This is a genomic window from Trabulsiella guamensis ATCC 49490, from assembly GCF_000734965.1.
Classification (GTDB): Bacteria; Pseudomonadota; Gammaproteobacteria; order Enterobacterales; family Enterobacteriaceae; genus Trabulsiella; species Trabulsiella guamensis.
Window position 1 is genome coordinate 114,637 of record NZ_JMTB01000078.1, and the last position, 19,780, is coordinate 134,416.

A 19,780-nucleotide genomic window follows, 5' to 3' on the forward strand; every position below is an offset into this window, starting at 1 on the left:
CCGTGAGCGGCATGGCAGAGCAGGAAAATGTGTATTACGTTTAAATCACACCTGTTTAAGAGGGAACTGTCATGCAATCGCTTCGCTATTTTGAGTTTGGTCAGTCACGTCATCTGTTGCTGTTGATTGCCCGCATCGCCATCGTGCTGCTGTTCATCATTTTCGGCTATCCGAAAATGCTCGGTTTCAGCGGTACCGTGCAGTATATGGCGAGCTCCGGTGCGCCGTTGCCTACGCTGTCGGCGATTATCGCGATCATTATGGAAGTCCCGGCGGCGATCCTTATCGTGCTCGGTTTTTTCACTCGTCCACTGGCGGTAATTTTTATCTTCTACACGCTGGGAACGGCAGTGATTGGTCACCACTACTGGGATATGAGCGGTGACGCCGTGGTGCCAAATATGATTAATTTCTACAAAAATGTGAGCATCGCCGGCGCGTTTATCCTGCTGGCGATCACCGGGCCGGGGGCGATTTCCCTCGACCGACGCTAGAAACAGAAAAGGCCGCTGACGCGGCCTTTTTTACGGACATCTGATTATGCGTAAACCGGGAAGCGGGCGCAGATATCCAGCACTTTGCCTTTGATGCGCTCGATGGTCGCTTCGTCGTTGATGTTGTCCAGCACATCACACATCCAGCCTGCCAGCTCTTTCACTTCCGCTTCTTTAAAACCGCGGCGGGTGACAGCCGGGGAACCGATACGAACACCGGAGGTCACAAACGGGCTCTTCGGATCGTTCGGCACGCTGTTTTTGTTCACGGTGATGTTAGCGCGGCCCAGCGCGGCATCAGCTTCTTTACCGGTCAGGTTTTTATCGACCAGATCCAGCAAGAACAGGTGGTTTTCAGTGCCGCCAGACACCACTTTGTAGCCACGTTTCAGGAACACTTCCACCATCGCTTTGGCGTTTTTCGCTACTTGCTGCTGGTAGACTTTGAACTCTGGCTCCATTGCTTCTTTCAGCGCCACGGCTTTCGCCGCGATAACGTGCATCAGTGGGCCGCCCTGTGCGCTTGGGAACACAGCGGAGTTCAGTTTCTTGTACAGCTCTTCGTCGCCGCCTTTCGCCAGGATCAGGCCGCCGCGCGGACCCGCCAGGGTTTTGTGGGTCGTGGTAGTCACCACGTGCGCATGCGGAACCGGGTTCGGATACACGCCTGCGGCAATCAGACCGGCGACGTGCGCCATATCGACGAACAGGTATGCGCCGATGCTGTCAGCGATTTCACGCATTTTTGCCCAGTCAACGATACCGGAGTAAGCAGAGAAACCACCGATAATCATCTTCGGTTTGTGCTCTTTGGCCTGCTTCGCCATGTCGTCGTAGTCAATTTTACCGGTCTCATCAATACCGTAAGGAATGATGTTATACAGTTTGCCAGAGAAGTTAACCGGAGAGCCGTGCGTCAGGTGACCGCCTTGCGCCAGGTTCATACCCAGGACGGTATCGCCCGGTTGCAGCAACGCAGTGTAAACCGCGAAGTTGGCCTGAGAGCCGGAGTGCGGCTGGACGTTAGCGTAGTCAGCGCCGAACAGTGCTTTCGCACGGTCGATCGCCAGTTGCTCAACGATATCCACATATTCGCAACCGCCGTAGTAGCGCTTGCCCGGATATCCTTCCGCGTATTTATTGGTCAGCTGAGATCCCTGCGCCTGCATCACGCGCGGGCTGGTGTAGTTTTCGGAGGCGATCAGTTCGATGTGCTCTTCCTGACGTACTTTTTCCTGCTCCATAGCCTGCCACAGTTCGGCATCATAATCGGCAATGTTCATTTCACGCTTTAACATCCGCATCTCCTGACTCAGCTAACGATAAATTTTCAACCCTAAAAAGGGGTCCGGTTTGGACAACGGCCCACAGTATAACTGATTAGTTGTGCGATAACAGGTCTTGACAAAGTAATTTACGCAAACGATTACGTCGTGACGCGACAAGGAGTTGAGGAATAAAGCACTTCTCATTACTTAAGGATTTCTTTTCAGGTTTGTGATGCATATTTTTCACGCAGCAAAGATCCATTTACAACGTAGGGACATTTTTATAAGATGCATTTAAAATACATCATTAAAATCACCTAAAAGGAAGTTGCTATGCTCGACGCTCAAACCATCGCTACGGTTAAGTCCACCATCCCTCTGCTGGTCGAAACCGGTCCTAAACTTACCGCCCATTTTTATGATCGCATGTTCACCCATAACCCGGAGCTCAAAGAGATTTTCAACATGAGCAACCAGCGTAATGGCGACCAACGTGAAGCTCTGTTCAATGCCATCGCGGCTTATGCCAGCAACCTTGAAAATCTGGAGGCGCTGTTACCGGCCGTGGAAAAAATCGCGCAGAAACACACCAGTTTCCAGATCAAACCGGAGCAGTACAACATTGTTGGCAGCCACCTGCTGGCGACCCTTGATGAGATGTTCAGCCCCGGTCAGGAAGTGCTCGACGCGTGGGGCAAAGCCTATGGCGTGCTGGCAGGCGTGTTCATCAACCGTGAAGCGGAGCTTTATCAGCACAACGCCAGTAAACAGGGCGGCTGGGAAGGTACACGCGCGTTCCGTATCGTCAGCAAAACTCCGCGCAGCGCGCTTATCACCAGTTTCGAGTTCGAACCGGTAGACGGCCAGCCAGTAGCCGATTATCAGCCCGGGCAGTATCTCGGCGTCTGGCTGAAGCCGGAAGGGTTTGCACATCAGGAAATTCGTCAGTACTCACTTACTCGCAAGCCGGACGGTAAACGCTATCGTATCGCCGTAAAACGTGAAGATGGCGGTCAGGTTTCTTCCTGGTTGCATAACAGCGCCAGTGTTGGCGACGTGGTGCATCTGGCAGCACCCGCGGGTGATTTCTTTATGAATGTTGAGCCGACAACACCGGTGACGCTAATTTCTGCAGGTGTGGGTCAGACGCCGATGCTGGCAATGCTGGATACGCTGGCGCAAAACGGCCATCAGGCGCGGGTGAACTGGTTCCATGCCGCCGAGAATGGCAATGTCCATGCTTTTGCCGATGAGGTGACGGCGCACGGGAGCAAATTGCCCAACTTCAGCGCCCACACCTGGTATCGCATTCCGCAGGAAGGCGACCGTTTTGACAGCGAAGGGATGATGGATTTAACAGCGCTGGAAGGTCAGTTTACCGATCCGCAGACTCAGTTTTATCTCTGCGGCCCGGTCGGTTTCATGCAGTTCGCCGCGAAACAGCTGGTGACGTTGGGTGTGAATCAGGACCACATTCATTACGAATGCTTTGGTCCGCATAAAGTGCTGTAAGAAGGAATGACGTCCCCTCGCCCGTCGCGGTGAAGGGACGTTTTATTATCAGATTGCCGCGTCGTCTTCTTCGCCCGTACGGATACGTACCACACGCGCCACATCAAAGACAAAAATCTTACCATCGCCAATCTTGCCAGTCTGTGCTGTACGAATGATCGTGTCCACACAGGTATCAACGATGTCGTCGGTCACGACGATTTCAATTTTTACTTTCGGCAGGAAATCCACCATGTACTCCGCGCCACGATACAGCTCTGTATGCCCTTTCTGACGGCCAAAGCCTTTGACTTCCGTAACTGTCATCCCGGTGATACCGACTTCTGCCAGCGCTTCACGCACGTCGTCGAGTTTGAAGGGTTTAATAATCGCATCAATCTTTTTCATGGTGTTCCTGTCTTTAAACACGTAACCGGTTGCTTACCGTATCATATCGTCGAAAAATTCGTCGGGAAATTGTGGTGCTACTCTTTAAAATCATTCGCGTCCAGCTCGTGGCGGGACAATAACTTGTAGAACTCCGTACGGTTACGACCCGCCATGCGCGCCGCGTGCGTCACGTTGCCCCGGGTGATTTGTAACAGCTTGCGCAGGTAGTTTAGCTCAAACTGGTTCCGTGCCTCGACAAAAGTCGGCAACGCGGTATTTTCGCCTTCCAGCGCCTGCTCCACCAGCGCGTCGCTGATGACCGGCGATGAAGTCAGCGCCACGCACTGCTCAATCACGTTCACCAGCTGACGCACGTTGCCTGGCCAGCTCGCGGCCATCAGGCGTTTCATCGCATCGGTAGAAAACGCGCGGACAAACGGCTTGTGTCTGTCCGCCGACTGGCGCAACAAATGATTCGCCAGCAGCGGAATGTCTTCCGTGCGCTCGGCCAGCGCCGGGATCTTGAGGTTCACGACATTCAGTCGATAGAACAGATCTTCACGAAATTCACCGCGCGCCATCGCTTTCGGCAGGTCACGGTGCGTGGCAGAGATAATGCGCACGTCGATGTCGATATCCCGGTTGCTGCCCAGCGGGCGCACCTTGCGTTCCTGAAGGACGCGCAGCAATTTAACCTGCAGCGAAATCGGCATGTCGCCAATCTCATCAAGGAACAGTGTGCCGCCTTCCGCCGCCTGGAACAGCCCTTCACGGTTGCTGACCGCCCCGGTAAAGGCACCGCGCGCATGGCCAAACAGCTCCGACTCCAGCAATTGCTCCGGCAAAGCACCGCAGTTAATGGCGATAAACGGTTTACTGTTGCGCGAGCTGGCGTTGTGGATCGCCTGAGCAAAAATCTCTTTACCAGTACCGCTCTGACCGACGATCAACACACTGACATCCGATTGCGCCACCATTCTGGCCTGCTCCAGCAGGCGCAGCATTAGCGGACTACGGGTGACGATAGATTCCCGCCACTGGTCGTCACCGGCGGGCGCCGAGTGCTCCAGTGCGTCATCGATGGCTTTATACAGCGCATCCCGGTCGACAGGTTTGGTGAGAAAACTGAATACGCCCTGCTGCGTGGCACTGACCGCTTCCGGTATCGAACCATGTGCAGTAAGGATGATAACTGGCATTCCTGGCTGGACTTTCTGGATCTCGGCGAATAACTGCAGGCCATCCATCTCGTCCATCCGCAAATCGCTGATGACCAGGTCTATTTTTTCCCGCGCCAGCACGCGCAACCCTTCCTGACCGCTTTCGGCGGTAACGACGCTGTACCCTTCGCTGCTGAGCCGCATGCCAAGCAACTTGAGCAGACCGGGATCGTCATCAACCAGTAACAGGCGGGCAGGCTTGCGGGTGATCATGGCTTATCCTCATCAGACGAAACGTCATCCTTCGTGGCCGGGGGCTTATCCCCTGCATGACTGGCGTCCGGATTGAAATTTCCGGCAGGTTTGCGGGTAGAAAGCTGACGTTCTATGTCCGTCAGGTTCTCCAGTTTGCGTGTGGTGAGATCCAGTTGCGAACGCAGGTGTTGTTGTTGCTGGCGCAGAATATCCAGTTCGCTGTCGCTGGTCTGCTGCAGTTTCGCATAGCGTGAACGCTCGTCAGAGAGCTGTAATTGTAGCGCCTGTCCATCACGCCAGAGCTCGAACAACGGACGCACCTGGGTCGGGATCTGGCGGCTTTGAGCATCCATGTGCGCCAGCAGTTCCCGGCGTTCGACCGGGGTAATTTTGGCATTGCCTAGCAAAATGCCGCGTTTGAATGCCTCCTGCCAGCGCTCGCTGTCGAGCATGCGGGCTTCGGTACGCGCCTGTTCCGGCGTTAAGCGCTCCGCGCAGTCAATACCGCGCAGCCAGTAAAGCGGGTTTTTGTCAGTCACTTCACCGGTAAGTGACCAGATATCGGCACAATCTGTTGACAGAAAATCAGCGACCTGCTGCTGTGGTAGTTTTTCGTCTATTTTATCGCCAGCTGTGTGATGGATAAGGCCCGACGAACATCCAGCCAGCATCAGGCAGGAGACCGCCGGGAAGATGACGCGACGCCAGCGCACCGCGTTAACAAATGATGCTAAAAAATGGGACATATTCACCAGACTGATATTTATTTGTTAGTGTGTTCCGGCCCGAAGGCAGGGAGTTCGATGCGAAAACAGATGTCGCCCGTGCTGTCATCCACAAGATTGAGTTCGCCGTGCATGCGGCGCACGCAATCTCTGGCAATGCTTAATCCCAGCCCGCTCCCTTTTACCGCCCCTTTACGCTGATGGCTTCCCTGATAGAACGGTTCAAAAATCATCCCGCGTTCGCCCTCAGGTATTGGCGTTCCCGTATTCACAACCTCAATGCATACCTTGTCACCCAGGGTACGGCTACGAATATAAATGTTACCGGATTCAGCACCGTAGTGCACCGCATTAGAGTAGAGATTATCCAGCACGCTCATGAGTAACATCGGTTCGGCATAACATTCATGCGCATCGAGCGCCACCTCGGTATGCATCATTTTAGCCCGTGCCGGTAAACTGTGGGCAGAGACCACCATTTCCACCAGCGAGGCGATGTCGACATATTCCATTTCCGTCGCGCTGTCAGCGAGTTTGCGGTTGTAGTCCAGCAACTGTTCAATCAGCTTTTGCAGGTTGCGACTGCTGTCGTCAAGAATGTCGACCACCTCTTTTTGTTCCGGCGTCAGCGTGCCAACCACCTGATCCGCCAGCAACTCAGTGCCTTCACGCATACTGGCGAGCGGCGTTTTCAGTTCATGGGAAAGATGGCGCAAAAACTGATGACGCTGCGATTCTAGCCACGCAAGGCGCTCACTCAGCCAGATGATACGCTGCCCGAGCGAGCGCAGCTCACGCGGCCCTTTGAACACGACAGTATTTCCCAGCGAGCGCCCTTCCCCCAGCCGGTTGATCATCCGCTCAATGCCCTTCACCGGGCCGATAATCATGCGGGTGAACAACAGTACCATTACCAGACTTACCAGAAACAGCACCAGCGCCTGCCAGCCAAAGTATTGCCCGCGCTCGGCAATGGCGTGCTGGAGCTGCTGCCCGCGCGAGAAAACCACCGTGCGGGTGGCCTGCACCATTTCAGTATTGGCGCTGGCGAACGCTTCCAGTCGTGCTGCAGATGACGCGTCCGGTCCGCTGTTTTTACACTGGATGGTTTCCAGCGCGTCCAGATCCTCGCGCAGCGACTGATACAGTTTGTCGTCCGGCAGAATACCCGCGTGCGCGTCCAGCATCTCTGCATAGCGCCGTCGCTGGCTCTGGTAGACCTTCGCCAGCGTCGCGTCATCCAGCACGCAGTACTGACGATAGCTGCGCTCCATCTCCAGCGCCACATTGGTCATCGCTTCGCTGCGGCGGGCGTCAATCAGCGTTGTGCGGTTCGTTTGCGCCGCCTGTGCACTCAGGGTATTCAGGCTCTGCCACGCCTGCCAGGCCAGCACCAGCAGCGGCAGCAGGATCAACAAAAAAGAGAGCATCACCAGTTGACGCAGCGAACGGGGAAAAAGAGACCAGCGTTTCAATGATTTCGTCTCACCAGGTAAGTATGCTGGAAGGTTAACTGAGGACGAGGTACAGATACAACAAAGCCGGGTAAAAACCCGGCTTTGTCATGGAATAAGGCGGTGCCTAACTCGACGTTTCGCCCGGAGGTTGATATAGCTACGCTGATATCAGAAGTTGGACGGCAGGCACCTGTTTGTGCGTCATTCGAGGTTTATGTAGCACGTCCCGAAGGGGCTGACATAAGAAAGTGAATGAGCCACTGCCAGTTATTATGCACTAAGCATGCCAGCCTGCAAAACTATTTATTAACATAATGATATTTATGTATTTTATTGATAACCAGCAGGTCATTAATTTGGTACATCTTTTAACCAGAGTGTCTCTGATCAGCAACAGCATTATACTATTTGATTAACACCATTATAAATCAATGGGTTATATGTCGCCTTTTGGAGACACTGATAATCCTGCGCTGTCGCAATATCGCGACAGATAAAAAAGCCCGGTGGCGCTTCGCTGACCGGGCCTACAAAAAATACAGGCCGGGCAAACGCAGTGCCGCCCGGCGCTATCGCTATAGCCGAGTTTAACCCAGCTGTTTACGCGCGTTGCGGAAGATGCGCATCCAAGGGCTGTCCTCGCCCCAGTTCTCCGGGTGCCAGGAGTTCGATACCGTGCGGGCGACACGTTCCGGGTGCGGCATCATGATAGTGACGCGACCGGTTTCGCTGGTGACAGCCGTAATCCCGTTCGGCGAGCCATTCGGGTTTGCCGGATAAGTTTCGGTGACATTCCCGAAGTTATCCACGTAGCGCAGCGCCACCAGCCCTTTGCTTTCCAGAGAGGCCAAGTGCGCGTCATCACGCACTTCCACGCGCCCTTCGCCGTGCGAAACGGCGATTGGCATCTGCGAACCGACCATGCCCTGCAACAGCAGCGACGGGCTTTGCGTCACTTCCACCAGGCTGAAACGCGCTTCAAAGCGATCAGAGTGGTTACGCACAAAACGTGGCCACAGCGAACTGCCTGGAATCAACTCGCGCAGGTTGGACATCATCTGACAGCCGTTACACACCCCCAGCGCCAGCGTCTGCGGACGGTGGAAGAAGGTTTCGAACTCATCGCGAACGCGGCTGTTAAAGAGAATGGATTTCGCCCAGCCTTCACCGGCGCCCAGTACATCACCGTATGAGAAACCGCCACAAGCTACCAGCGTCTGGAAATTGCCCAGCCCAATGCGCCCTGCCAGCAGATCGCTCATATGGACGTCGATGGCGTCGAAACCAGCGCGGTGGAATGCCGCTGCCATTTCCACGTGAGAGTTAACGCCCTGCTCGCGCAGTACAGCCACTTTCGGACGCGCACCGGTGGCAATATACGGTGCCGCGACATCCTCGTCGATGTCGAAGCTGAGCGTCACGTTGAGGCCAGGATCGTTATCGTTGGCTTTCGCGTTGTGCTCCTGATCGGCACATTCCGGGTTATCACGCAGGCGCTGCATCTGCCAGGTGGTTTCTGCCCACCACAGACGAAGCTGCGAACGGCTCTCGTGGTAAACGTGCTGACCGTCCGCTTCAATGATGAATCGATCCCCCACCACCGCCTGGCCGAGATAATGAACGCAGTCGCCGAGACCGTGCGTCGTCAGCAACGCTTCAACGGCGTCCCGATCCGCGGCGCGAACCTGAATCACGGCACCCAGCTCTTCGTTAAACAACGCCGCCAGATGATCCTCGCCGAGCGCGGTAATATCGACCTGCACGCCACAGTGACCGGTAAAGGCCATTTCCGCCAGCGTCACCAGCAGGCCGCCATCGGAACGGTCGTGATAGGCCAGCAGCTTACGCTGCGCAACCAGTGCCTGCATGGCATCGTAGAAACCTTTCAGTTGCCCGACATTACGCACATCGGCTGGCGTGTCGCCAAGCTGACGATACACCTGCGCCAGTGCCGTCGCGCCAAGTGCATTACGGCCCTGGCCAAGATCGATAAGCAACAACGCGTTATCGTCCGTGGAGAGTTGCGGGGTGACGGTACGACGCACGTCTTCCACACGGGCAAACGCGGTGATCACCAGCGACAACGGCGATGTCATTTCACGCTGCTCGCTGCCTTCCTGCCAGCGGGTTTTCATCGACATTGAGTCTTTACCCACCGGAATGGTCAGCCCCAGTGCCGGACACAATTCTTCGCCCACCGCTTTGACAGCTTCATACAGACCCGCGTCTTCACCCGGGTGCCCTGCTGCCGCCATCCAGTTAGCGGAAAGCTTGATGCGTTTGATATCCCCAATCTGCGTCGCTGCGATGTTGGTCAGCGCTTCGCCGACAGCCAGACGCGCTGAAGCGGCAAAATCGAGCAACGCAACCGGCGCACGTTCGCCCAGCGCCATCGCTTCGCCGTAGTAGCTGTCGAGGCTGGCGGTGGTCACCGCGCAGTTCGCCACCGGCACCTGCCACGGGCCAACCATCTGATCGCGCGACACCATACCGGTGACGGTACGGTCGCCAATGGTGACGAGGAAGGTTTTCTCAGCCACTGCCGGAAGATGCAGAACGCGGTTCACGGCATCGGCAACGGTAATCCCCTGACGGTTCAGCGCATTACCTTTGGCGGTGAGTGTCGTGACGTTGCGGGTCATCTTCGGCGTTTTACCGAGCAGCACGTCCAGCGGCATATCAATAGGCTGGTTGTCGAAATGACGGTCATTCAGTGTCAGATGCTGCTCTTGCGTGGCTTCACCAATCACAGCATACGGCGCACGTTCGCGGCGGCACAGGGTATCGAACAGCGACAGTTGATCAGCGGCGACTGCCAGCACGTAGCGTTCCTGGGATTCGTTACACCAGATTTCCAGCGGGCTCATGCCTGGCTCGTCGCTCAGGATATCGCGCAGTTCAAAGCGACCGCCGCGACCGCCATCGCTGACCAGCTCCGGCATGGCGTTCGACAAGCCGCCTGCGCCGACGTCGTGAATGAACAGAATCGGGTTGTCATTGCCCATCTGCCAGCAGCGGTCGATCACCTCCTGGCAGCGGCGCTCCATTTCCGCGTTGTCACGCTGAACGGAGGCAAAATCGAGGTCGGCATCAGACTGTCCCGAGGCCATGGATGACGCCGCCCCGCCGCCGAGACCAATATTCATCGCCGGGCCACCCAGCACAATCAGTTTCGCACCTGGTGGAATCTCGCCTTTCTGCACATGGTCAGCACGGATGTTGCCAGTACCGCCTGCCAGCATGATCGGCTTGTGATAACCGCGCAGCTCTTCGCCGTTGTGGCTGTTCACTTTTTCTTCGTAAGTACGGAAATAACCGTTCAGCGCCGGACGACCAAATTCGTTGTTGAATGCCGCGCCGCCCAGCGGACCTTCCGTCATGATATCCAGCGCGGTCACGATGCGATCCGGCTTACCAAAATCTTCTTCCCACGGCTGTTCAAAGCCCGGAATACGCAGGTTAGAGACGGAGAAACCCACCAGACCGGCTTTCGGTTTCGCGCCGCGACCGGTCGCACCTTCATCACGGATTTCGCCGCCGGAGCCGGTTGCCGCGCCCGGCCATGGTGAAATCGCCGTCGGGTGGTTATGCGTTTCGACCTTCATCAGAATATGCGCCGCTTCCTGGTGGAAGTCGTAGCGCCCGGCGTTGTGGTCGGCAAAGAAGCGTCCGACCTCTGAGCCTTCCATCACCGCCGCGTTGTCTTTATAAGCAGACAGCACGTGATCCGGCGTTTTCTCAAAGGTGTTTTTGATCATTTTGAACAGCGACTTAGGCTGCTGTTCGCCGTCGATCACCCAGTCGGCGTTAAAGATTTTATGACGGCAGTGCTCAGAGTTGGCCTGCGCGAACATATAGAGTTCGATGTCGTTCGGGTTGCGACCGAGTTTTTCAAATGCGGCCTGCAGATAATCAATTTCGTCATCCGCCAGTGCGAGGCCGAGACGCAGGTTAGCGTCGATCAGCGCCTGACGCCCCTGCCCCAGCAGATCAACCACTGTGACCGGTGCCGGCTGATGATGAGCAAACAGTTTTTCCGCCTCATCCAGAGAGGTAAACACGCTCTCCATCATGCGATCGTGCAGCTCTGCTGCAACGGCGTCCCACTGTTCCGTGGTTAGCGTGCTCGCCTCGATATACCAGGCAACGCCGCGTTCCAGACGCACCACCTGCGATAATCCACAGTTACGGGCGATGTCGGTGGCTTTGGAAGACCAGGGGGAGATGGTGCCGGGGCGAGGTGTGACGAGTAGCAGTTTTCCGGTGGGGGCATGGCTGCTCAGGCTCGGACCATACTTGAGCAGACGTTCAAGCCGGGCATGTTCTTCACCGGCGAGCGGCGCGCTCAGCTCGGCAAAATGAACATATTCAGCGTAGATATCGCTGACCGGAAGGTTGGCTGCCTGGAAGCGCGTCAGCAATTTGTTGATCCGAAATGCCGACAGTGCAGGCGAACCTCGCAGAATTTCCATCATAAGTCTCTCGTCTTCTGGGTTTCAGTGTACGCAAGGGGGGAAAACGGGCGTCATTATAGAGGATCCTGGGCGGCGACGTAACCGTTTGCGTCGAAATAAAATCGTGGCTTCGTTTTGTCAATTGGTGTGACTTATCTCTCTAATTAGTTGCCAACTGGCGCATTGTTAAGCAAAATGCCGCTCACATATCTCAATCTCCCTGACATCATTATGGTAACTGCTGACTGACATTCACTCAGCGCAGAGAATTAACTAATTGAAAAAATTAAAGATTAATTATCTGCTTATCGGCGTTGTTGCTCTGCTGCTGGCAGCGGCCCTTTGGCCATCTATTCCCTGGTTCGGTAAAGCCGATAATCGCATCGCGGCGATTCAGTCGCGGGGTGAGCTGCGCGTCAGCACTATCGCCTCGCCGCTGACCTGGAGCAATATTAATAATAAAACTATCGGTCTGGATTATGAGCTGGCACAGCAGTTCGCGAATTATCTTGGCGTGAAGCTGACAGTTACTGTTCGCCAGAACATCAGCGAACTGTTTGATGATCTCGATAACGACGATGCCGATATGCTGGCTGCCGGGCTGGTGTATAACACCGAGCGTGTTAAAAACTACCAGTCGGGGCCAATCTACTACTCCGTGTCACAACAACTGGTCTACAAAGTGGGGACGCCTCGCCCGCGCTCGCTGGAAAATCTCAACGCACAACAGCTAACCATTGCGCCGGGGCATGTCGCCATTAACGATTTACAGGCGCTGAAAGAAAAAAAGTACCCCAACCTCTCCTGGACGGTGGATGACAAGCGCGGCACGGTAGCGCTGATGGAAGAGGTGATTGAAGGTAAAATCAATTATACCATCGCCGATTCGGTAGCTATCAGCCTGTTTCAGCGCGTGCACCCGGAACTTGCCGTTGCGCTTGACGTGACGGATGAACAGCCGGTGACCTGGTTTAGTCTGAAAGACGAGGACAATACCCTGTCAGCCGCGATGCTCGACTTCTTTAATAATATTAATGAAGACGGCACGCTGGCCCGCCTGGAAGAGAAGTATCTGGGTCACGGCGAAGACTTTGATTATGTCGATACCCGCTCTTTTCTGCGCGCAGTCGACAGCACTCTGCCTGACCTGCAACCGATGTTTGAAAAATATGCCCAGGAGATCGACTGGCGTCTGCTGGCCGCCATCTCTTATCAGGAATCGCACTGGGATCCGCTGGCCACTTCGCCAACCGGGGTTCGCGGTCTGATGATGCTGACCAAAAACACCGCCCAGAGTCTCGGCCTGACGGACAGGACCGACGCCGAGCAGAGCATCAGCGGCGGGATGCGTTATCTGCAGGACATGATGAGCAAGGTGCCGGAAACGGTGCCGCAGGAGGAGCGGATCTGGTTTGCGCTGGCGGCCTACAACATGGGCTACGCGCATATGCTGGACGCCCGGACGCTGACGGCGAAGCAGAAAGGCAACCCTGACAGTTGGGCGGATGTGAAGCAGCGCCTGCCGTTGCTCAGCCAGAAGCCGTACTACAGCAAACTGACCTACGGTTACGCACGCGGCCATGAAGCGTATGCGTATGTGGAAAACATTCGCAAATATCAGATAAGCCTGGTGGGGTATTTGCTGGAGAAAGAGAAGAAAGCGGCGCAGGCAGTACAAATTGCCCAGGATTACCCGGCAGTGTCACCGGAGGAGCTTAATAATAAGCGGACGGGCGTGCTGCCGTTTTTATCAATTTTTCCGGGTCAGCACAGCGGACCGTTACAGGTTAAAACGCCCCGCTTACTGGTCGACGTGCCGCGTCATTAAGAGGCGTCTTGCGCACTGGCGGCTTTCTTCAGCGCTTTTTTCTCTGCCCGGCGGTGACGGAAAAAATCACTTAACAGGGCGGCGCATTCGTCGCTCAACACCCCTTCGATAATGTCGACCCGATGATTCATGCCGGGATGATGTAACACGTCGATCAGCGACCCGGCGGCGCCGGTTTTGGCGTCCCGTGCGCCGAACACCAGTTGCCCGATGCGACTATGCACCATCGCCCCTGCGCACATCACGCACGGTTCCAGCGTGACATACAGCGTGGTGTCGATCAGCCGATAGTTTTGCAACACCGCCCCGCCCTGTCGTAGCGCCATGATTTCCGCATGCGCGGTCGGATCGTGACGGCCAATCGGGCGATTCCAGCCCTCGCCGATGACCTGATTGTTGTGCACCAGCACCGCGCCGACTGGCACTTCACCTTCATCCCAGGCGCGTTTAGCCAGCGTCAACGCATGGCGCATCCAGTATTCATGGTTGTGTTCGTTGTCGGACACGTCGGGCACTCCAGAAATGACAGCGGGCGCGCATTATACACAGCCGTTATTGATTTACCCACTATTCCAGTTGCTGCAACTCGCCACGCGGTGTAACGCGCCAGCGATGCTGACAGTAACTGAGCAACGGGTTGTCCTGATGGCTGTCGCTGTAGCCGCTGTACAGACGCAACGGCGAACCGATTTTCCGCTCCAGTTGCACCACCTTTTCATAGCCCAGACAACGTAAGGTTAATACCCAGCCACCGTGGCGGCGTTCTGTCTGGCTGGCGATCACATTCACCCGCGGCAGCCAGAGCGTGTCGAAATAGACTTTTTCCACCAGCGATCGCGGCGAGCCGGTAATCAGCCACACATCGGCATCTGAGCTGGTGAGATACTGCGTCAACCGCTCGTGCACCACCGGAAACGTGGTCACATTTTCGCGAAACCAGGCGACAAATCGGGTTTCCTTCTCACGCAAACTTTTTTCGCTGTGGCCAAAGGTGCAGGCCCACAGCAGCAGGCTCATCGGCCAGCGTGCGGCACGGCCTTTGATCCCCAGCGCAACAGCCACGACCGGCAGCACCGGGATCACCAGCAGCAGATTCAGCGGCTGATGACGCAACAGATAACGGACAAAACTGCCGAACAGATCCTGCTGATGCAGCGTTCCGTCCAGATCAAAAAAAACGACTCGGCGCTCGTGACTAACCACACTCACTCCTGAATAACATTCACCGGCAACCCTGAACCTTAGCCTAACAGAGATAACCTCACATTTCCGAAAACCAGTCGTAATCAGGCTTTATCTCTCCGGAAAGACAGCGTATCCTGTTGATTAAAATAATAAATAGCCTAAAAACGCAACAAATCAAGCGCTTTTAAGGTCACGGTTATTCGTCCTGATGCCCTATAATTGAATAAAAAATTCTGACAGGCAGGCTTAATGAATTGTTTAATCCGCATCCGCCAGCGCTACCCTGGGCTGGCGCAGAGCGATAAAAAACTGGCTGATTTTATTCTTGCTCAGCCCGACGAGGCTCGCCATCTCAGCTCACAGCAACTGGCGAAGGAAGCCGGTGTCAGCCAGTCCAGCGTGGTAAAGTTCGCGCAAAAATTAGGTTTTAAAGGTTTTCCGGCACTCAAGCTGGCGCTCAGTGAGGCGCTGGCGAGCCATCCGCATCCGCAATCCGTGCCAGTTCATAACCTGATCCGCGGCGATGATCCGCTGCGTCTGGTAGGCGAGAAACTGATCAAAGATAACATTGCGGCGATGCACGCGTCGCTGGATGTAAACGCGGAAGATAAGCTGCTGGAGAGCGTGGCGCTGCTGCGCGATGCGCGGCGGATCATCCTGACCGGCATTGGCGCTTCCGGTCTGGTGGCGCGCAACTTCAGCTGGAAACTGATGAAAATTGGCATCAATGCCGTCGCCGAGCAGGATATGCACGCACTGCTGGCAACCGTGCAGGCCATGGAGCCGCAGGATCTGCTACTGGCTATCTCCTATTCCGGCGAACGCCGGGAAATCAATCTGGCGACCGAAGAGGCGCTGCGTGTCGGGGCAAAAGTCCTCGCCATCACCGGCTTTTCACCGAACACGCTGCAGCAGAAAGCCAGCCATTGCCTGTATACCATTGCCGAAGAGCAGGCAACGCGTAGCGCGGCGATTTCATCCACCAGCGCGCAGATGATGCTGACCGATTTGCTGTTTATGGCGCTGGTACAACAGGATCTGGAGCATGCGCCGGAACGTATTCGACACAGCGAAGCATTAGTGAAAAAACTGGTCTGAACAGGGAATGAGGGTATAATGCCCGCCCTGTTTGTGTTGTTTCCTGGAATTTCCTGATGGCGCTGTTAATCACCAAAAAATGCATTAATTGCGATATGTGCGAACCGGAATGTCCGAATGAGGCCATTTCGATGGGTGATAGCATTTATGAGATTAACAGCGATCGCTGCACCGAGTGCATCGGTCACTACGACACGCCAACCTGCCAGAAAGTGTGCCCCATTCCCAATACCATCCTGAAAGATCCGGCACACGTCGAAACCGAAGAGCAACTGTGGGACAAGTTCGTCCAGTTGCATCACGCCGATAAACTCTGACTTAACTTTCGATGATCACCGTCGCACAGGCGTAGTGGCGTTCATCCGCCAGCGTGACGTGAATAGTTGCCACGCCAAGACTCTCCGCCAGGTTTTTAGCTTCGCCCCACAGACGCAGCCGGGGCTTGCCCAGCGCATCGTTGTAGACTTCGAACTGGTTGAACGCCAGGCCATTACGGATGCCGGTACCAAACGCTTTCGCTGCTGCCTCTTTGACAGCAAAACGTTTGGCCAGGAAACGCACCGGCTGTTGATGCGATCCCCAAATGGCCCATTCGTTATCGCTCAGCACGCGCCGCGCCAGGCGATCGCCGCTGCGGGCGATCACCGATTCGATACGGGCGATTTCGACGATATCTGTTCCTAAGCCCAGAATAGCCATTACTTGCGCGCTTCCAGCATCAGGCGTTTCATTTCGGCTACCGCCTCTTTCAGACCACACATGACGGCACGACCAATAATTGCATGACCAATATTCAGCTCATGCATTTCCGGCAGCGCGGCGATCGGTTTAACGTTGTGGTAGGTCAGCCCGTGCCCGGCGTTGACTTTCAGTCCGAGGCTCGCGGCATAGGTCGCGGCGTTGGCGATACGTTCCAGTTCACGCGCCTGCGTGGCGTCGTCTTTCGCGTCCGCGTAGCAACCGGTATGAATTTCAATGTACGGCGCGCCGACTTCTACAGCAGCTTTAATCTGTTCGACGTCAGCATCAATAAATAGCGAAACCTGAATACCAGCGGCGGCCAGACGCTGGCAGGCATCGCGCATTTTTTCGCGCTGCCCGGCGACATCCAGCCCGCCTTCGGTGGTCACTTCCTGACGCTTTTCCGGCACCAGGCAGCAGAAATGCGGTTTCGTTTCGCAGGCGATTTTCACCATCTCGTCGGTGACAGCCATTTCAAGGTTCATGCGTGTATCCAGCGTCTGACGAAGGAGGCGAACGTCGCGATCGGTAATGTGGCGTCGGTCTTCGCGCAAATGCACAGTGATGCCATCCGCGCCGGCCTGCTCGGCAATAAATGCCGCCTGTACCGGATCCGGATAAGCCGTTCCGCGCGCGTTACGCAGGGTGGCAATATGATCAATGTTGACGCCTAACAGTAATTCAGCCATGACAATCCTCGGTATTATTTTCGTTCGTGTCACTCACCGCTTCGGCATGAACTGCCGGAACAGCTCGCGGCTTTTGAGCGGCTTTCCCCCCAGGTAGGGTTTAAGCGCAATACGGGTAAAGCGTTTCGCTGCTCGCAGCGTATCGGCATCCGGAAACTCGCGGCTGGCGAGCGCTTTGAGATGGTGCCCGGTAAAGGTGTTGTTATCAATCACCATGCTGGCAATAAAGCCCTTCTCTTCACGGTAACGATAGGTCATGGTGTCGTCCACAGGCTCACCGCTCCCGGCACAATGTAGAAAATCGACGCCGTATCCCAGATGCCCAAGCAATGCCAGTTCAAAGCGGCGCAGCGTCGGTTCGGGCGAACCGCTCCCCCCCGCCAGCGACTGGATACAGTGCAGGTAATCAAAGAACAGTTCAGAGAAGCGGGTCTCATGTTCGAGCACGCGGGCAATTAATTCGTTGACGTACAGTCCGCTGTAGAGCGCGATGCCACTTAAAGGGAGCGCCAGCGAGACGGCTTCTGCGTTGCGTAACGTTTTGACATCGCCACGCCCGCCAAAACGGACCAGCAGAGGCGTAAAGGGTTGCAGGGCACCCTTAAGATTAGAGCGTTTAGAACGTGCGCCTTTGGCGACCAGGCGCACGCGGCCAGACTCTTCCGTGAAGACGTCCAGCATCAGGCTGGTTTCGCTCCAGGGACGGCTATGGAGGACAAAAGCGCGTTGCCACCCATCCACTTCCATAGAGTATGTTACTCTCAGAGATCGTCTACATAGCCAAGACTACGCAGTGCGCGTTCGTCGTCGGCCCAGCCGGATTTCACCTTCACCCACAGTTCCAGGTGAATCGGTGCCTCGAACATCTCCTGCATATCTTTGCGGGCTTCGATGCCGATGGTTTTGATTTTGGCGCCTTTGTTGCCAATCACCATCTTCTTCTGCCCTTCACGCTCAACGAGGATCAGCCCGTTGATGTCATACCCGCCGCGTTCGTTAGTCTGGAAACGCTCAATTTCAACAGTCACAGAATACGGCAGCTCGGCACCAAGGAAGCGCATCAGCTTCTCACGGATGATTTCAGACGCCATAAAGCGCTGGGAACGATCGGTGATGTAGTCTTCCGGGAAATGGTGGACAGCTTCCGGCAGATGCTTACGCACGATACCCGCGACGGTATCCACATTCAGCCCGGTTTCAGCTGAGATTGGCACGATATCAAGGAAGTTCATCTGGCTGCCGAGGAACTGCAGATGTGGCAGCAGATCGGCTTTTTCCTGCACGTTGTCGACTTTGTTGACCGCGAGGATGACCGGCGCTTTGCCTTCGCGCAGCTTATTCAGCACCATTTCGTCATCCGGCGTCCAGCGGGTGCCTTCAACCACGAAAATCACCAGTTCAACATCACCGATGGAGCTGCTCGCCGCTTTGTTCATCAGGCGGTTAATCGCGCGCTTCTCTTCCATGTGCAGACCCGGGGTATCGACATAAATCGCCTGATACGCCCCTTCCGTATGAATACCGACGATGCGGTGACGGGTGGTCTGCGCTTTGCGGGAAGTGATGGAGATCTTCTGCCCGAGCAGATTATTCAGCAGTGTGGATTTGCCAACGTTCGGACGACCGACGATGGCGATAAATCCGCAGTAAGTTTTTTCTTCGCTCATTCCAGCTCCAGTTTCTTCAGCGCCTGTTCGGCGGCGGCCTGCTCAGCCTTGCGACGGCTGGAACCTGTGCCGACCACCGGTTCGCTCAGGCCGCTGACCTGGCAGTGGATAGTAAATTCCTGATCGTGGGCTTCGCCACGCACCTGCACCACCAGATAGGTAGGCAACGGCAGATGACGCCCCTGCAAATATTCCTGCAGACGCGTTTTCGGATCTTTTTGCTTATCACCCGGACTGATTTCGTCCAGTCGCGTCTGATACCAGGAGAGGATCAGCTTCTCGACATTCTGAATATCGCTGTCGAGGAAGACACCACCAATCAGCGCTTCGACCGTATCGGCAAGAATAGATTCGCGACGAAAACCACCGCTTTTCAATTCGCCAGGCCCAAGACGCAGACACTCACCCAGTTCAAATTCGCGAGCGATTTCCGCCAGCGTATTACCGCGAACCAGCGTGGCGCGCATACGGCTCATGTCACCTTCGTCAACCCGAGGGAAGCGGTGATAGAGCGCGTTGGCAATCACATAACTTAAAATTGAATCGCCCAGAAATTCCAGACGTTCATTGTGTTTGCTGCTGGCACTGCGGTGGGTTAATGCCTGTTGCAACAGCTCCTGATGATGAAAAGTGTAGCCCAGCTTCCGTTGAAGCCGATTAATTACGATGGGGTTCATGCGTTACCAATAAATGAATGCGTCAACAATTCAGCACACGAAACCGACCTGAAAAAGCATCACCAACGCGGTTTCGTGTGCCGTGGCTCCCTTGCAGGAGACAACCAAAACTTTCGGGGGAATATTCTATACACAACGTGAAAGGAAGTCGTTAGTCAGAACCGATTTATATCTTAAATAATTCATGTTGCCGCCATCGCC

General features: G+C 55.4%; 18 protein-coding genes. 5 read left to right on the forward strand and 13 right to left on the reverse strand.

What is annotated here, in order from left to right:
* The first annotated feature begins 71 nt into the window (after positions 1–71).
* Positions 72–494, forward strand: a complete 423-nt coding sequence (locus tag GTGU_RS11835) for a DoxX family protein (protein ID WP_038157127.1) — start codon at positions 72–74, stop codon at positions 492–494.
* A gap of 44 nt (positions 495–538) precedes the next feature.
* On the opposite strand, the gene glyA is transcribed toward GTGU_RS11835, so the two are convergent.
* The gene (gene glyA / locus GTGU_RS11840) at positions 539–1,792 is read right to left on the reverse strand and encodes a serine hydroxymethyltransferase (protein ID WP_038157130.1); all 1,254 of its coding nucleotides are present in this window, start codon (positions 1,790–1,792) and stop codon (positions 539–541) included.
* Between the two features lie 303 nt (positions 1,793–2,095).
* Here glyA and hmpA point away from each other — a divergent pair, with 303 nt between their 5' ends.
* Positions 2,096–3,274: an NO-inducible flavohemoprotein gene (gene hmpA, locus GTGU_RS11845; protein WP_038157133.1), complete on the forward strand. Its 1,179-nt coding sequence runs from the start codon at positions 2,096–2,098 to the stop codon at positions 3,272–3,274.
* 48 nt (positions 3,275–3,322) lie between these two features.
* Here the strand turns inward: hmpA and glnB are convergent, their stop codons facing one another.
* The 5 genes from glnB to purL all read right to left on the reverse strand — a co-directional run bounded on the left by glnB (position 3,323) and on the right by purL (position 11,715).
* Positions 3,323–3,661, reverse strand: coding sequence for a nitrogen regulatory protein P-II (gene glnB, locus GTGU_RS11850; protein ID WP_002438074.1), 339 nt, complete (start codon positions 3,659–3,661; stop codon positions 3,323–3,325).
* A 77-nt stretch (positions 3,662–3,738) separates the two neighbouring features.
* On the reverse strand, positions 3,739–5,076 hold the full coding sequence (gene glrR / locus GTGU_RS11855; protein ID WP_038157136.1) for a two-component system response regulator GlrR: 1,338 nt from the start codon (positions 5,074–5,076) through the stop codon (positions 3,739–3,741).
* A complete protein-coding gene (gene qseG / locus GTGU_RS11860) occupies positions 5,073–5,804 on the reverse strand; it encodes a two-component system QseEF-associated lipoprotein QseG (protein ID WP_038157138.1) in 732 nt (243 codons plus the stop codon). The genes glrR and qseG overlap by 4 nt, the downstream gene beginning before the upstream one ends.
* Before the next feature lie 17 nt (positions 5,805–5,821).
* Positions 5,822–7,258 carry a two component system sensor histidine kinase QseE/GlrK gene (gene qseE, locus GTGU_RS11865; protein WP_038157140.1) on the reverse strand — a complete coding sequence of 479 codons (1,437 nt, stop codon included), beginning with the start codon at positions 7,256–7,258 and terminating at the stop codon, positions 5,822–5,824.
* 569 nt (positions 7,259–7,827) lie between these two features.
* A complete protein-coding gene (gene purL / locus GTGU_RS11870; protein ID WP_038157142.1) occupies positions 7,828–11,715 on the reverse strand; it encodes a phosphoribosylformylglycinamidine synthase in 3,888 nt (1,295 codons plus the stop codon).
* Between the two features lie 256 nt (positions 11,716–11,971).
* Here purL and mltF point away from each other — a divergent pair, with 256 nt between their 5' ends.
* Entirely contained in the window at positions 11,972–13,522 is a 1,551-nt protein-coding gene (mltF, locus tag GTGU_RS11875; protein WP_038157144.1) for a membrane-bound lytic murein transglycosylase MltF, read from the forward strand.
* On the opposite strand, the gene tadA is transcribed toward mltF, so the two are convergent.
* Both tadA and yfhb read right to left on the reverse strand, forming a co-directional pair.
* A complete protein-coding gene (tadA, locus tag GTGU_RS11880) occupies positions 13,519–14,046 on the reverse strand; it encodes a tRNA adenosine(34) deaminase TadA (protein ID WP_072011965.1) in 528 nt (175 codons plus the stop codon). The genes mltF and tadA overlap by 4 nt on opposite strands.
* A 43-nt stretch (positions 14,047–14,089) precedes the next feature.
* Positions 14,090–14,725, reverse strand: a complete 636-nt coding sequence (gene yfhb / locus GTGU_RS11885) for a phosphatidylglycerophosphatase C (protein ID WP_038157150.1) — start codon at positions 14,723–14,725, stop codon at positions 14,090–14,092.
* 231 nt (positions 14,726–14,956) lie between these two features.
* Between yfhb and GTGU_RS11890 the strand changes: the two genes are divergently transcribed.
* Complete coding sequence (locus GTGU_RS11890; protein ID WP_038157153.1) at positions 14,957–15,805, forward strand: MurR/RpiR family transcriptional regulator; 849 nt, start codon at positions 14,957–14,959, stop codon at positions 15,803–15,805.
* A 56-nt stretch (positions 15,806–15,861) separates the two neighbouring features.
* Positions 15,862–16,122 carry a YfhL family 4Fe-4S dicluster ferredoxin gene (locus tag GTGU_RS11895; protein WP_038157154.1) on the forward strand — a complete coding sequence of 87 codons (261 nt, stop codon included), beginning with the start codon at positions 15,862–15,864 and terminating at the stop codon, positions 16,120–16,122.
* A gap of 1 nt (position 16,123) precedes the next feature.
* Here GTGU_RS11895 and acpS read toward each other — a convergent pair whose 3' ends face one another.
* The 5 genes from acpS to rnc are packed head-to-tail and all read right to left on the reverse strand — an operon-like array spanning position 16,124 to position 19,579.
* Complete coding sequence (acpS, locus tag GTGU_RS11900) at positions 16,124–16,504, reverse strand: holo-ACP synthase (protein ID WP_038157157.1); 381 nt, start codon at positions 16,502–16,504, stop codon at positions 16,124–16,126.
* Positions 16,504–17,235 carry a pyridoxine 5'-phosphate synthase gene (gene pdxJ / locus GTGU_RS11905; protein ID WP_038157160.1) on the reverse strand — a complete coding sequence of 244 codons (732 nt, stop codon included), beginning with the start codon at positions 17,233–17,235 and terminating at the stop codon, positions 16,504–16,506. The genes acpS and pdxJ overlap by 1 nt, the downstream gene beginning before the upstream one ends.
* A gap of 33 nt (positions 17,236–17,268) precedes the next feature.
* Positions 17,269–17,976, reverse strand: coding sequence for a DNA repair protein RecO (gene recO / locus GTGU_RS11910; protein ID WP_038157248.1), 708 nt, complete (start codon positions 17,974–17,976; stop codon positions 17,269–17,271).
* A 20-nt stretch (positions 17,977–17,996) separates the two neighbouring features.
* A complete protein-coding gene (era, locus tag GTGU_RS11915) occupies positions 17,997–18,902 on the reverse strand; it encodes a GTPase Era (protein ID WP_038157163.1) in 906 nt (301 codons plus the stop codon).
* Positions 18,899–19,579 carry a ribonuclease III gene (gene rnc, locus GTGU_RS11920; RefSeq protein WP_038157166.1) on the reverse strand — a complete coding sequence of 227 codons (681 nt, stop codon included), beginning with the start codon at positions 19,577–19,579 and terminating at the stop codon, positions 18,899–18,901. The genes era and rnc overlap by 4 nt, the downstream gene beginning before the upstream one ends.
* Positions 19,580–19,780 lie beyond the last annotated feature (201 nt).